9 protein-coding genes are annotated in these 14,240 nt (G+C 34.8%); 4 read left to right on the top strand and 5 right to left on the bottom strand.

Annotated features, from left to right (window positions below):
- Window positions 1–21: 21 nt before the first annotated feature.
- The 3 genes from argB to dnaK form a co-directional block, all read right to left on the bottom strand.
- On the bottom strand, window positions 22–927 hold the full coding sequence (gene argB, locus V5N68_RS00720) for an acetylglutamate kinase (protein WP_332065280.1): 906 nt from the start codon (window positions 925–927) through the stop codon (window positions 22–24).
- Window positions 928–1,900: 973 nt separating this feature from the next.
- A complete protein-coding gene (gene dnaJ, locus V5N68_RS00715) occupies window positions 1,901–3,043 on the bottom strand; it encodes a molecular chaperone DnaJ (protein ID WP_332065424.1) in 1,143 nt (380 codons plus the stop codon).
- 182 nt (window positions 3,044–3,225) lie between these two features.
- Entirely contained in the window at window positions 3,226–5,115 is a 1,890-nt protein-coding gene (gene dnaK / locus V5N68_RS00710; RefSeq protein ID WP_332065279.1) for a molecular chaperone DnaK, read from the bottom strand.
- Window positions 5,116–5,895: 780 nt separating this feature from the next.
- Between dnaK and V5N68_RS00705 the strand changes: the two genes are divergently transcribed.
- The 4 genes from V5N68_RS00705 (at window position 5,896) to thpR (ending at window position 12,017) form a co-directional block, all read left to right on the top strand.
- Entirely contained in the window at window positions 5,896–6,450 is a 555-nt protein-coding gene (locus tag V5N68_RS00705) for a copper chaperone PCu(A)C (RefSeq protein WP_332065278.1), read from the top strand.
- Window positions 6,451–7,340: 890 nt separating this feature from the next.
- Window positions 7,341–8,063, top strand: coding sequence for a response regulator transcription factor (locus V5N68_RS00700; RefSeq protein ID WP_332065277.1), 723 nt, complete (start codon window positions 7,341–7,343; stop codon window positions 8,061–8,063).
- A gap of 39 nt (window positions 8,064–8,102) precedes the next feature.
- Window positions 8,103–9,887, top strand: a complete 1,785-nt coding sequence (locus V5N68_RS00695; RefSeq protein WP_332065276.1) for a sensor histidine kinase — start codon at window positions 8,103–8,105, stop codon at window positions 9,885–9,887.
- Window positions 9,888–11,474: 1,587 nt separating this feature from the next.
- Window positions 11,475–12,017: an RNA 2',3'-cyclic phosphodiesterase gene (gene thpR, locus V5N68_RS00690; RefSeq protein WP_332065275.1), complete on the top strand. Its 543-nt coding sequence runs from the start codon at window positions 11,475–11,477 to the stop codon at window positions 12,015–12,017.
- 110 nt (window positions 12,018–12,127) lie between these two features.
- On the opposite strand, the gene grpE is transcribed toward thpR, so the two are convergent.
- Both grpE and hrcA read right to left on the bottom strand, forming a co-directional pair.
- Window positions 12,128–12,790, bottom strand: a complete 663-nt coding sequence (gene grpE, locus V5N68_RS00685) for a nucleotide exchange factor GrpE (protein WP_332065274.1) — start codon at window positions 12,788–12,790, stop codon at window positions 12,128–12,130.
- A gap of 136 nt (window positions 12,791–12,926) precedes the next feature.
- Window positions 12,927–13,997 carry a heat-inducible transcriptional repressor HrcA gene (hrcA, locus tag V5N68_RS00680; protein WP_332065273.1) on the bottom strand — a complete coding sequence of 357 codons (1,071 nt, stop codon included), beginning with the start codon at window positions 13,995–13,997 and terminating at the stop codon, window positions 12,927–12,929.
- Window positions 13,998–14,240: the final 243 nt, after the last annotated feature.

Here is a 14,240-nt window from a genome sequence, read left to right as displayed (position 1 = left end):
CTCCGATTTATCTTACATATTTTAAGAAACAATAAGCGTTCCAGCCCCTTGTTCGGTAAATAATTCAAGTAAAACAGAATGGGGAGTTTTCCCATTCAAAATAACCACACCTTCTACACCATTTTGCAAAGCATTAATACATGTCTCAACCTTTGGAATCATACCCCCTGAAATTATCCCATCCTTAATAAGTTTTTTAGCTTCAGAAATCGTCAATTCTTTTAAAACTTTACCCTTCTCATCCAAAACTCCAGGCACATCAGTCAGAAACAAAAGACGCTTTGCTTCTAAAGCACCAGCAATAGCTCCAGCAAAAATGTCAGCATTAATATTATAGGTTTTTCCATCGCGTCCTGGAGCAACAGGAGCAAGAACTGGAATCATCTCAGAACAAGCTAAAAGATCTAGCAATGTTCGATCAACATCAACAGGCTCACCAACAAATCCCAAATCTAAAACACGTTCAATATTTGAATCAGGATCAATTACAGTTTTATAAGCTTTTTCAGCAAAGACCATATTGCCATCCTTACCACACAGCCCTATCGCCCATTCACCTTCAGCGTTGATAAGAGAAACAATCTCCTTGTTGATAGATCCTGCCAAAACCATTTCAACTACTTCAACAATCCGTTTATCAGTCACACGCAAGCCATTTTCAAACCGTGATTCAATCCCCATTTTCATTAAAATCTCAGCAATTTGAGGACCACCACCGTGAACTACGACAGGATTAATGCCTGATTGCTTTAACAAAGCAATATCGCACGCAAATGCCCGCCCTAAATCAGGATCACCCATAGCATGACCGCCATATTTCACCACAACCGTTTCATTTTCATATTTTTGCATATAAGGTAAAGCAGATGATAAAAACGCTGCTTGCTTTTCAAAATCATCTACTGTGGTTTTCCCAATATCATCCATAAAAAGAGTCTCCTCATCACTTTTCACAATCTCTTAATGAAGTTTAGGAAAAATGAAAATAGATTTAAAATAAGCTGTACTCTAACCATTCCATTAAAAATCGTCAAATTTACCTTAAATTACAACAAAATAAGAATATTCATCTCTAGATGATTTTGAAAAACCATCTCAAAATATAAGTGAAATTAAAGCAATAATGAATAAAACCAAAAAATTAACTAAGCAGACACTTCTCATCAAAAGAGAACACGATACATATAGATATTTAAGAGATAAACCTGACAAATTCCTTAGTTTGCATGGGACAATTTTTAGAGATGAGAACAAAGATTATCGAATAATATGTTTAGATAACGTTTATTTTAAAAAATTAAAATACCACAAAACAACGAACCAGCTTTTTACAAAAATCGATACTAATAGATTATATGGTAATTGATGAGTTCATTAAACAAAAAATAAGCCCGCAACTTTCGCTCATAAGAAACTTATTATAATTGGTTTCACCATTTTTTAATTTTCATTCAATCAAAAAAAATACCAACATCTCTTATAAAAGCACTCCCTTTCTTTCAATGATAAAAAATTTAGGAATAAACCTTTATATTAGAAATAGCTAAAATTGTAGATTCTAAAAAGCTACGTTATCATTAAAACTCTATAATAAACTAACTACAAAATTCAAAGTAAGAGAATTTCTATCTTACTAAAGGCACAAAAATATTGAATTGATAAAGTGCAATTATATTTAATATTACGGTAATTGTTGTCCTGTTGCACAGAAACTCTTTTATTCAAATGTAGACATGAAGTAAAAACTGTCTATATGGTCTAGAGGGCAACAGGACATATTTAATATAGCTTATCTAACATTAAGCTAGAATGAGTGATAGTGTCTCTATTTTAAGTAGAGTATTTTTATGTTTCAAAATCTAAAAATATGTGTGAAGCATAATATTCTTTACATTCATTACTAATTTTGACCTGAAATATTCTCAAAAAACTCTTTCATGCGTGAAAAAAAACCGTGCGATTGCGGCAGATTTTCATGATTTGAAAGCTTTTCAAATTCTTGTAACAACTCTCGCTGCTCTTTCGTTAATTTTTGCGGTGTTTCAATAGTAATATGAATATAGAGATCGCCTCTTGCCTGTTGACGCAACATAGGCATCCCTTTTCCTTTAAGACGGAATTGACGCCCATTTTGTGTACCTTCTGGTACCTTAACACGTGCTTTCACACCATTAAGATCAGAGACCTCAAATTCACCCCCTAAAGCAGCTGTAATCATCGAAATAGGAACGCGACAATGAATATCTGCTCCCTCTCTCTGAAAAAATTCATGCGGTTTAATAGACAGAAAAATATAAAGATCGCCATTAGGACCACCACGAATACCAGCATCACCCTCACCAGAAAGACGAATACGTGTCCCATCTTCGATTCCAGCTGGAATATTTACACTTAACGAACGATTTTTTTCTACCCGTCTTGTTCCATGGCATTTTAAACATGGATCGGTAATGACCTCACCACGCCCATGACATACAGGACATGTCCGTTCAATGGAAAAGAAGCCCTGCGCAGCACGTATACGGCCAGACCCATGGCAAGTCCCGCAAACTTGTGGCTTAGATCCCTTTTTCGTACCTGATCCTTCACAAGTATCACAAGTAACAGAACTGGGAATATTAATTTGTGCAGTCTTTCCTGAAAAGGCTTCTTCCAAAGTCACTTCCATATTAAAACTTAGATCTGCACCACGCTCACGACTATCACTGCGTTTACGGTGTCCACCCCCCATAATTTCGCCAAAAAAATCTTCAAAAATGTCGGTAAACCCGCCGCCAGCAGCAAAACCTCCAAAAGGATTTGCTCCATTTCGGCCACTATTTTCAAAAGCCGCATGACCAAAACGGTCATAAGCAGCTCGCTTTTGGGGATCCTTGAGAACTTCATAGGCTTCACCAATTTCTTTGAATTTTCGCTCTGCTTCCTTATCCCCTGCATTGCGATCAGGGTGATATTGCATCGCTAACTTACGAAAAGCAGATTTTAGCTTTTTATCGTCACATTCGCGGGTTACACCAAGAATTTCATAATAATCAACCTTCATCATGTATTCCTGATAATTTTTTTTTCATCCATCTTAGGATAATAATATTTATTTCCAATTTATGCTCATAGCAATAGAGTTATAATTCATCTTAAACAATAAAGCCCTGCCTTATATTTCAAAGGCGGGGTTTATCGATTTAATCAATACATTTACTTACACTATTTTTACATTTACTTATACTATTTTTTCTTATCATTAACTTCTTCAAAATCAGCATCAACAACATCATCATTCTTTGTATCTGTTTCAGTGTTCTCTGCTGCTTGTGAAGCTTCGTACATAGCCTGTCCAAGTTTCATACTTACTTCCGCTAATTTTTGCATCTTTGCTGTTACCTCTTCAGTATCAGTACCATCAAGTGCAGCCTTTAAGTCAGTTATTGCTGTTTCAATCTGACCTTTATCCTCAGCTGATACCTTATCGCCATATTCAGCCAGTGACTTTTCAGTTGAATGAACGAGAGCTTCCGCCTGATTTCTAGCTTCAACACCTTCACGGCGCTTCTTGTCTTCAGCTGCATGCTCTTCTGCATCTTTAACCATTTTTTCGATATCAGTATCACTCAAGCCACCTGATGCCTGAATACGTATTTGATGCTCTTTACCAGTTCCTTTATCCTTGGCTGAAACATTAACAATACCATTTGCATCAATATCAAAAGTCACCTCAATCTGAGGCACACCACGGGGTGCAGGCGGAATACCAACAAGATCAAATTGACCTAATAACTTATTATCGTTGGCCATTTCGCGTTCACCTTGGAAAACACGTATAGTTACAGCACTCTGATTATCATCCGCCGTTGAAAAAACTTGTGACTTTTTAGTTGGAATGGTGGTGTTGCGCTCAATTAAACGCGTAAAAACCCCACCTAGCGTTTCAATACCTAAAGACAAAGGTGTTACATCCAAAAGTAAAACATCTTTTACATCACCCTGCAATACACCCCCTTGGATAGCAGCTCCCATAGCTACAACTTCATCAGGATTGACACCTTTATGTGGGTCTTTACCGAAAAAGCTTTGCACCATTTCTTGAATTTTGGGCATACGAGTCATACCACCCACTAAAACAACTTCATCAATTTCACCAGCACTCAACCCTGCATCTTTTAATGCAGCTTTACAAGGCTCGATAGTACGCTGCACTAAATCATCAACTAAAGACTCAAACTTTGCCCGCGTTAACTTCATGGTTAAATGCTTAGGGCCAGATTGATCCGCTGTAATAAACGGTAAATTGATTTCTGTTTGTTGGGAAGAGGATAACTCAATCTTTGCTTTTTCTGCAGCTTCTTTTAAACGCTGCAATGCCAGTTTATCATTTTTCAGATCAATCCCTTGCTCTTTCTTGAATTCATCCGCAAAGTAACCAACCAAGCGCATATCAAAATCTTCACCGCCTAAAAAAGTATCTCCATTGGTCGACTTAACTTCAAAAACACCATCTCCAATTTCAAGAACAGAGATATCAAATGTACCACCACCAAGATCATAAACCGCGATAGTTTTCCCGTCTTTTTTGTCTAGACCATAAGCTAAAGCAGCCGCTGTCGGCTCATTTATAATCCGCAAAACCTCAAGCCCAGCGATCTTACCAGCATCTTTTGTGGCCTGACGTTGTGCATCATTAAAATACGCGGGAACAGTAATAACCGCTTGCTCAACCTTTTCACCAAGATAAGATTCTGCAGTTTCTTTCATTTTTTGCAAAATCATAGCTGAAATTTGCGATGGAGAATATTTCTTGCCAGCTTCTTCAACCCATGCATCACCATTATCACCTTTAACAATCTTGTAAGGAACAAGCGCCTTATCTTTTTCAACCGTGGGATCATCAAACCGACGCCCAATTAAACGTTTAACCGCAAAAACTGTTCCTTCAGGGTTTGTTACTGCTTGGCGTTTAGCAGGCTGTCCAACAAGCCGCTCACCCCCATCAGTAAAGGCAACAACGGAAGGTGTCGTCCGTGCTCCCTCTGAATTTTCGATGACCTTTGCATTTTTACCATCCATAACAGCGACACAAGAGTTAGTTGTCCCCAAATCAATACCAATTACTTTTGCCATATCATAATCTCCATTCAGCAAGCTGTCTCAACCTTTATCAAGCATCTTTCTAAAACAGCTCCTTATAACACTCAAAGCCTGCATCTAATTCAAAATTACACAAATAAACTAAAAATTATAACAAGCCCCGTTGCTTGGTATATAAGAACAACCCTTTATCCCTACAAGAGAATAATCAAGAAACATTTCCAAAATAAAATTTTTCTTTATACTTAAACACAAACTTCCTTCAGTCTTCATAATATAAAAATCTCTAAGAATTGAAAAATAAAGATAATTACCCAGCATCTTCTTTGTCTCCTTATAACCCATAATAACAGAAGAATTAGTATTACAGATTTCATAGACACTTACACAAAGTCCTTATGACATATCATTTAAGCAAGACAAATTTACAACATGAGTACTACAAGTCCTTTTTTTAGTTAAATATCAATTGACCATAATAAATCTATATGATCAATAGATTCCGTTTTTTTATTAACTTATAATATTCAGCCTAACTTTTAAAAAAACTTATTGAAATTTTAAATCTCTACAAATATGGAAGAATAAACTTCTCATATAAAAGGGACCTTCCTTTTAAACGCACTATTATTATAAACCTTACTCAGGTCGTGCATACTTTCCAAAAATCAACAGATATTGTATCTGTGCATCATTATCTTCAAATTACAACAAAAAAAATTCTCTCTTTTATTTTGGACAAAAATTTTGCTAAAAATACTAAAATAAATGAGAAGCGTTGTATAAAGTAAATTTAATACAGGAGGGTAAACGATGATAACACTTATCACCGAAAGCATAACAAATCTTATGCTGAAGGATTCTAATGATGTACAATATTCATTCAAAAAGATTATTATAAATATTATAGGAGCTCTTGTCTTTTCTTGTATAGCGATACCTGCAACTGCTCAAAAGTACCATCTTGGTGATATAGAAGTTATTAACCCTTGGACACGAGAAACACCAAAAGGCGTAAAAGTTGCTAGCGGTTATCTCTATATCATTAATCATAGCAGCACCCCGGATCGTTTAATTTCTGTCTCATCAGACAAAGTGCAAACAGCAGAAATTCACTCGATGATCGTTGTTAACGATATTATGAAAATGGAAAAAATGCATAATGGCATAGAAATCCCCGGCAATGGTGAGATTACACTAAAGCCTGGTGGTAATCACATTATGTTCATGGGACTTTCACAGCCATTCAAACAAGGTGAAAAAATCAGTGCAAAACTAACATTTGAAAAAGCTGGTACAATTGACGTTGACTTTCATGTAAACGCTATAGGAGCAACATCATCTTCAAAAACACTTACTTCACAATAAATTCTTTCACCATTCCTAAAAACTGATATGTTAACGAAATAAGAAGCATGGAAAAATTTTCAAGCTTCTTATTTTTTAATATTACAAAAACATATAATGAAGTTTCATTTCCTCAGTTAAACAATTTTAAAAATATGCGCGATTAATTTATAGGATAGCTTAAAGATTAGCTTACTAAATTCAAGAGTAAAGTATTTTTATTATCTTTCTATTTTTTGTAATTTTTTAGCAACTTTCTAAAGATTATCATCAAAATATAGACTATAAAAGCAAAAAACTGTCATCGATTTCACACATAATTATAAGCATCAATAATTGTTCATTGGATAATATCAAAAAAAGGATACTTTTAAAATCACTTTATCACTTTTGACTTAAATACCCATTTTTTATATTAAACTGTAAAATTATCTAATATAATTTTCAAATTTTTTCTGATTCAGAATTTAAAATATTAAGCTTTTCTCAAAATATTTTAACAAATTAGAAACCCCATTATAACATCATTTTATACAATAATGACATGCTTTGTCTTCAAATATCACTACTTATATCCATATATCACCACATTATTTTTCACTCTTAAATAATAAAATAGGTGAGGCTCCTAAACTTCAATAATAAAAAATAAATTTGTTTATTTCTTAAACATAAACAGCAGAAAACTTTGATAAAAAACACTTTAATGAAAGTTCTGTTGAGTAGAAGGGATCTTAATACGAGCAAAAGCGTTATAGGATTATAAAGAGAAAAAAGTTTTTACCGTGAAGCTGAAAGGTTTTTTAGTCTGCTACAATTTGTAACATATTTGTTTTGCAAAAAAAATGCGAACTCCCATATAAATAGCGTGGGCGATTTACTGCCACGGCAATAGAAAGGTCTAAGAAGCTATGAAGGATACTCCAACAATCATCCAAACGATTGTACTTGTTGATGATGACCGCAATATTTTAACATCTTTATCTTTTGCACTTGAAACAGAAGGCTATCGAGTTGAAAGCTATACGGATGGAGCATCTGCACTCAAGGGTTTAACGTTGCATCCCCCACACTTGGCTATTTTTGATATTAAAATGCCCAGAATGGATGGAATGGAACTTTTACGCCGGCTTCGTCAAAAATCTGATATTCCAGTTATATTTCTTACCTCTAAGGATGATGAAATTGATGAGTTGTTTGGTCTCAAAATGGGAGCGGATGATTTTATCACAAAGCCTTTTTCTCAACGTCTTCTCATTGAACGAGTAAAGGCTATTTTGCGCCGTTCAAATGCTCGTAATCAACCTCTTGCAACAGGATCTTCACCCGCCTCTTCCCTTAAACGTGGAGATCTTGTTATGGATCAAGAACGCCATACCTGTACATGGAAAGATAAACCTGTTATTTTGACCGTGACAGAATTTCTGATTCTTCAAACTTTAGCACAAAGACCAGGAGTAGTAAAAAGTCGTGATGCTTTAATGGATGCTGCTTATAGCGATCAAGTATATGTGGATGATCGCACCATTGATAGCCACATTAAACGTCTACGTAAAAAATTTAAGCAAGTGGATGATGATTTTGCAATGATTGAAACGCTTTATGGTGTGGGTTATCGTTTTCACGAGGTTTGAAGTTGTTTTGTCGCAAAAATTTGAATGGCAATCAAATCGATGACAAAAAATACTCAATTGGAAACTTTTCCTCCAAAAGAAAAAAAAAATATCCTTTCAATGCAATTTTCTGCACTTGCTCATTTGTATTTTCGAATACAGCGTCCACTTAAACAATTGTTTTTTTCTAGTCTTACACGCCGCATTGTCATTTTAAACCTTGCTGCTCTTGGCATTTTGGTAACAGGTATTTTATATCTTAATCAATTTCGTGACGGCTTAATTGATGCTAAAATTGGAAGTTTATGTACTCAAGGAAAAATTATTGCTGGAGCCATTGCCGCTTCTGCAACGATAGACACAAACTCTATTTTTATCGATCCCCAAAAGCTTTTAGAACTACAGGTTGGAGAAAGCATTACGCCGACACCTCAATCAACCGACTCTTGGGATTTTCCTATTAACCCTGAAAGGGTTGCTCCGCTTTTACGGCGCCTTATTACACCAAAAATAACAAGAGCACGCATCTATGACCGTGATGCTACTTTGCTTCTTGATTCGCGCGTTCTCTACTCTAGTGGAGAAGTTTTTAGCTATGATTTACCACCCATTAAAACTGAAGAAAATCTATGGACACGCCTCCATTCATGGTTTTCAAATATACTCTATGGTAGCGGTATCACTCTTGATAAAAAGCAAACAAAAACTACCGACATTGCTTATCCAGAAGTTTATCGAGCATTAAATGGATCTATTTCTACTGCAAAAAGACGAAACAGACAAGGTCAATTAATAGTTTCTGTTGCTGTACCTGTTCAACGTTACAGGGCAGTGGTAGGTGCCCTCCTTCTTTCAACAACTGGTTCAGACATTGATAATATTGTAAAAAACGAAAGACTAGCTATTTTTAAAGTTTTTGCAATCGTCAGTAGTGTGCTCTTAGTACTTTCCTTGTTTTTAGCTAACACAATTGCTCATCCATTGAGCAAATTATCTGCAGCTGCTAATCGCGTACGCCATGGAAACAATAAACGCGTGGAAATCCCTGATTTTTCCGAACGTGAAGATGAAATTGGTCATCTTTCAACATCCATTCGTGACATGACCAATGCCCTTTATATGCGCATTGAAGCTATTGAACGCTTTGCTGCAGATGTAAGTCATGAATTAAAAAATCCTCTCACTTCACTTTGCAGCGCTGTTGAAACGCTTCCCCTGGTTAAGAATGAAAAAGAACAGTCGCAATTGTTTGGAATTATTCAACATGACATACAACGTCTTAACCGTTTGATTACCGACATTTCTGATGCATCGCGGTTAGATGCAGAACTTGCTCGTGAAACCGCACAAGTTGTAGATATAGCAAAGCTTTTAGAAAATCTCGTACATGCTATTAATGAAGTATATCGTAACCAACAAACAATTGATATCAAACTTCATATTACTCCGCGCCCTTATGGCAAAGCCTATCTCGTATTAGGACATGAACTCCGTTTAGGCCAAGTCGTTTCCAATCTTATTGAAAATGCACGTTCTTTTGTCCCCCATGATAACGGTCGAATTTGTATAACTATGAAAAGTGACGCATCAAATCTTATTTTAACGATTGAAGATAATGGACCTGGCATTCGTTCAGAAAATATTGAGTGTATTTTTGAACGCTTTTATACTGATCGACCAAAAGAAAATGCATTTGGACAAAATTCAGGACTCGGACTTTCTATTAGTCGACAAATCATCGAAGCCCATAACGGAACAATTACAGCTGAAAATATCGTTGATCCTACAGCTGAAAATAGTAAAACTGGCGCACGATTTATTATTGTTCTTCCCTTAAAAAAATAATTATCTATCTCAAAGCATAACAATAAAAATGGAAAGTTATAATAAAAGAAATTCCTCTTATTTTTTAAAAATTCTATTAATTCAAACTCTTTAATAGATTAAGATAAGTTTTATTCCGCCTCTTTTTTACTCAATCATACTAAATAATCAGAGTATGAAAAATTTATAAATGATGATGTAATATTTTCTACAGAAAAATAGAAACTTTATGTCATGAATATTTATGGCACCAGATTATACGGTAAAGCTTATAAATAAGCAGTTATAGATTACATTGTTATTTTCTATTCTGTATATGAAAATTTTTGTACAAATCAGACTTTTTAATTTATGAATATATCTTTTGTAAAATATCCAAGTCTTTATGTTAATATCATCAAGATATAGAAAACACCTCATAAATCTGTCTGTTTTTGAGAATTTTTCTTGGAAATGCAATAAAGCTTTATAGAATTATAAATCCTATCCTGATATATGATTAGGTTCTCTCTAATGGGAGTTTTTATAAAACGATTGGACTCACTTTTGTAGCATACCAAATGGATTGATTATTAACTTTTTTACATGCTGTAAAACATATTATTAAACATAAAAGAATTTTCAAAACACACATTTATCCTAATAATAACCTAGATCAACACTAAAATTATAAGACACTATTTCCTCCACAAACACAAATCATGATACGGTCATATAAATTGATGATTTAATAATTGCTATGCAAATTAATTAGTTATTTTACAAATGAAAAACAAATCAAAATGATCCTCAGATGTGCGTATCCCCATGCTCGCAAAACTGATTTTATTCGCAAATACCCTAGTATTTCATTATCTAAAATACTGAGAATAGAAGAAACAAAACATATTAATGTATGATAACATAACTATGATCTTATAATTAAAATAAAAACGCTCCTTAATATATATAAGCTGTCATCTTAATATTTAGGATAGATAAATTTGCATACACATTCTTCTATACAATTTGTATAATTTAGGCGTCATTATTGAAATGATGAAAAAACCATCACGACTATCAATTATAAAAAGTTCATTGCTAACTTCACCTGATAATAATGTTCTAACTAAATTTTCAATGCATTTATGAGCAGCTCAATAAATAATGAATTTTAAACATTATCATTGTCCTTATAAAATAAGATAACAAACTTTTTATAATTATCTAATTGAACCTTTCCCTTTTCTCTTAACAAAACAAGTGTTTCATATCCTAGTACTAAAATGATCAAAACCCGTATCGTCTGTTATAGCGTTTATGCAATGGTGATATTTATTTCAATCATATCTAATAAATGCGATTATTTGCTAATCACTATCTCACCAAACCTAATGTTCATAGTCTGATATTGATAGAAGGAGAATGTACGGCTTTTAACGAACTAAAATACTTTCAATTCTTTTAGTAAATAAAATGACCACCTCATAATCGGAATTGCAAGAGCTTTTTTAAAAAAGAGAAATAAGCCTTATGTTTATAATTAGAAACCATAAATGTAACTTTTACCCGGCTACGGTACAGTGCTTTTATGCTCACAGAAGAACTTTTTAGCTATAAGGAAATATCATGTTACGTCTGTTTAGTGCTGTTCAAATTCCTAAAGAAACAACAGAATCTCTCATATCATTACAAAATGGCCTAACAAAAGCGCAGTGGATTAATCCAGAAAATTTTCACATTACTTTGTCTTTTTTCGGTGAGGTCGATAGCTCTGTAGAAAATGAGCTTATCTGTGCCTTTAATACAATAGAGCTCCCCCCTTTTGAGTTACGCACAAATGGCTTTAAAGTATTTTCTCAAGAAGATAATACCCCCCATTCCCTTGTTGTTCGTATTAATTCTTGTGAAACTCTAGACCTCTTACACAAACAGATGCAATGCATACGAAATCGCTTAAAATTACCTCCTGATGTAAGGCAATTTTCTCCGCATATTACTATTGCACGATTACTCGATATTAAATCTGAAGATCTTTCTTCTTACTTATCTGCTCGAGAAGATTTTTCTATTGCTCCTTTTTGGATTCATCATTTTGTTTTATTGTTATCTCCCTCTCCTATGAGTGATGATCCCTATATTGTAAAAGGAAGTTGGAAACTTCAAGCATAAAAGGGCGTAAGAACACCCTTTAAATTTTTTTGCAACAAAGCACTTCAAAAATGAAAGGTGAGTAATATCATAATCTTATGCTAAAGCATAAAGGGGTAGTGTAGTATACTCTATGTTGGATCGGACTCAACAGAAGTTTCTTTCGCTCCCCCTTTAGCGACACCAACCACCGCTGGACGTAATACGCGCTCACCAATAATATAGCCTGCTTGAACAACCTGCTGAACGGTGTTATCCGGAACATTAGCATTAGGAATTTCAAACATTGCTTGATGAAAGTGAGGATCAAACTTTTGTCCCTCTGGATTAATTTTTTTTACCCCATGACGTTCTAATGCTGCCATCATTGCACGCTCAGTCATTTCAACACCTTCAGCTAATGTTTTCAAACCAACATCATTCTCCCGCTCACCTTCTGGAATAGCTTCCAAAGCGCGGTTAAGATTATCAGAAACAGATAACATATCACGTGCAAAATTAGCGATAGAATAAGCCTTTGCATCAGCTACATCGCGTGCAGTACGACGCCGGAGATTCTCCATATCTGCAGCAAGACGCAAAAGTTGATCTTTCAATTCTCTATTTTCATCTTGCAAAGCAACCGAAGGATCAATAAACTCATTTTTTTTCTCATCCATATCTGTATTGGATTCTGCTTCATGCATATTTAAAAGTTCATCTGCAGGCTGTTTAAATGTATTGTCATCAGCTGAATCTTTTAAATCATAATTTTCAAATGAAGCATTAGTAAATTTGTTTTTTTCATCAGACATAAAAATTCCATTCCTTCATAAGATTTGTTACTCTCGATATTGAAATTTTACAGACAAAAATCAAGGTATATTTAGGCATCTTAACATTCTTAACATAATGAGTGTTATAATAAAAACATTTGCCTGCTTGATTGTGTTAACGTAACAACTGTGACACAAGCTGAGCTGTATAATCAACCATAGGCACGATTCTTGCATAATTAAGCCGTGTTGGCCCAATAACCCCTAAAGCACCAATGACTCTTTGTTGTGAATCACAATAAGGAGCCACAACTAAAGAAGAACCAGAAAGCGAAAACAACTTATTCTCTGACCCAATAAAAATGCGAACCCCCGAACCTTCATCCGTTAAATCAAGGAGCTGTGCCATACTTTCACGTGTTTCGAGATCATCAAACAAATGTCGTAATCGCTCTAAATCTTCTTTCGCCTTTACATCTTCAAGCAAATTACTCCGTCCACGAACAATAAGATGTATTTTATGATTAGCATCTTCCCCTCCCCAAAGAGCCAAGCCAGTTTCAACAAGATGATGAGATAAGTGATCAAGAGCAGCCCGTGTTTCTGAACATAAACGTGCAATCTCTCCTTTAGCTTCACTCAATGTGCGCCCTTGAATATGCGCATTGAGAAAATTTGTTGCCTCTGTTAATTGTGCATGAGTAACACCTTCAGGCAAATGAACAATACGATTTTCAACCTCACCTCGTTGTGTTACTAAAACTGCAAGAGCGTGCTCTCCATCAAGGCGTACAAATTCAATATGCTTCAATGTCCCTTCATGTTTTGTTGCTAATACCAAACCGGCCCCACGTGAAAGATCTGAAAGAACCTGGCTAGCTTGAACGAGGAAATGTTCCACCGACTTTGTATGACCAGCCTCCTTGACTTGATTTTCAATACTTTCGCGCTCTTCTGTTGGTAAATCACCTGCTTCCATAAATGTATCAACAAAAAATCGCAAACCTGATTGTGTTGGCATTCGTCCTGCAGATACATGAGGAGCATAAATTAAGCCAAGATGTTCAAGATCACTCATTACATTACGAATTGTTGCAGGTGATAATGTTTGTTGTAAAAGCCGCGAAAGATTTCGTGATCCTACAGGTTCCCCATCATTAAGGTACGCTTCAACAATATGGCGAAAAATATCACGAGAACGCTTATCAAGATATTTTAATTCATCATCAATAGGTTTATGTTTCATCGCAATTATTTCACTACTTGAAAAATACTTTTTTGTATAAGTTGTGCTTGATTCTGGTCAAATAATCTAAAACAGTACAAAAAGATATAGCATATTTTTTACAAAGAATGCCACTACCAAAAAGAAAGGTATTTCATATATCTTACTCATTATAGCTCTTATAAAATGCGAAAAATTTTATCGGAATCTAATATTAGTGAGATTATGTCTTGTAAAATTTGGAAAGCCCCATATCATGGAGCC

This window comes from Bartonella eidoli (genome assembly GCF_036576145.1).
GTDB lineage: Bacteria > Pseudomonadota > Alphaproteobacteria > Rhizobiales > Rhizobiaceae > Bartonella.
This window is presented reverse-complemented; position numbering and strand designations above follow the sequence as displayed.

What these genes read in the sequence shown, in the direction of transcription:
- grpE (WP_332065274.1), bottom strand. Translation starts at nt 12,790, where the DNA reads ATGTCTGATGAAAAAAACAAATTTACTAATGCTTCATTTGAAAATTAT.
- thpR (WP_332065275.1), top strand. Translation starts at nt 11,475, where the DNA reads ATGTTACGTCTGTTTAGTGCTGTTCAAATTCCTAAAGAAACAACAGAA.
- argB (WP_332065280.1), bottom strand. Translation starts at nt 927, where the DNA reads ATGGATGATATTGGGAAAACCACAGTAGATGATTTTGAAAAGCAAGCA.
- V5N68_RS00695 (WP_332065276.1), top strand. Translation starts at nt 8,103, where the DNA reads ATGACAAAAAATACTCAATTGGAAACTTTTCCTCCAAAAGAAAAAAAA.
- dnaJ (WP_332065424.1), bottom strand. Translation starts at nt 3,043, where the DNA reads ATGAAGGTTGATTATTATGAAATTCTTGGTGTAACCCGCGAATGTGAC.
- hrcA (WP_332065273.1), bottom strand. Translation starts at nt 13,997, where the DNA reads ATGAAACATAAACCTATTGATGATGAATTAAAATATCTTGATAAGCGT.
- dnaK (WP_332065279.1), bottom strand. Translation starts at nt 5,115, where the DNA reads ATGGCAAAAGTAATTGGTATTGATTTGGGGACAACTAACTCTTGTGTC.
- V5N68_RS00705 (WP_332065278.1), top strand. Translation starts at nt 5,896, where the DNA reads ATGATAACACTTATCACCGAAAGCATAACAAATCTTATGCTGAAGGAT.
- V5N68_RS00700 (WP_332065277.1), top strand. Translation starts at nt 7,341, where the DNA reads ATGAAGGATACTCCAACAATCATCCAAACGATTGTACTTGTTGATGAT.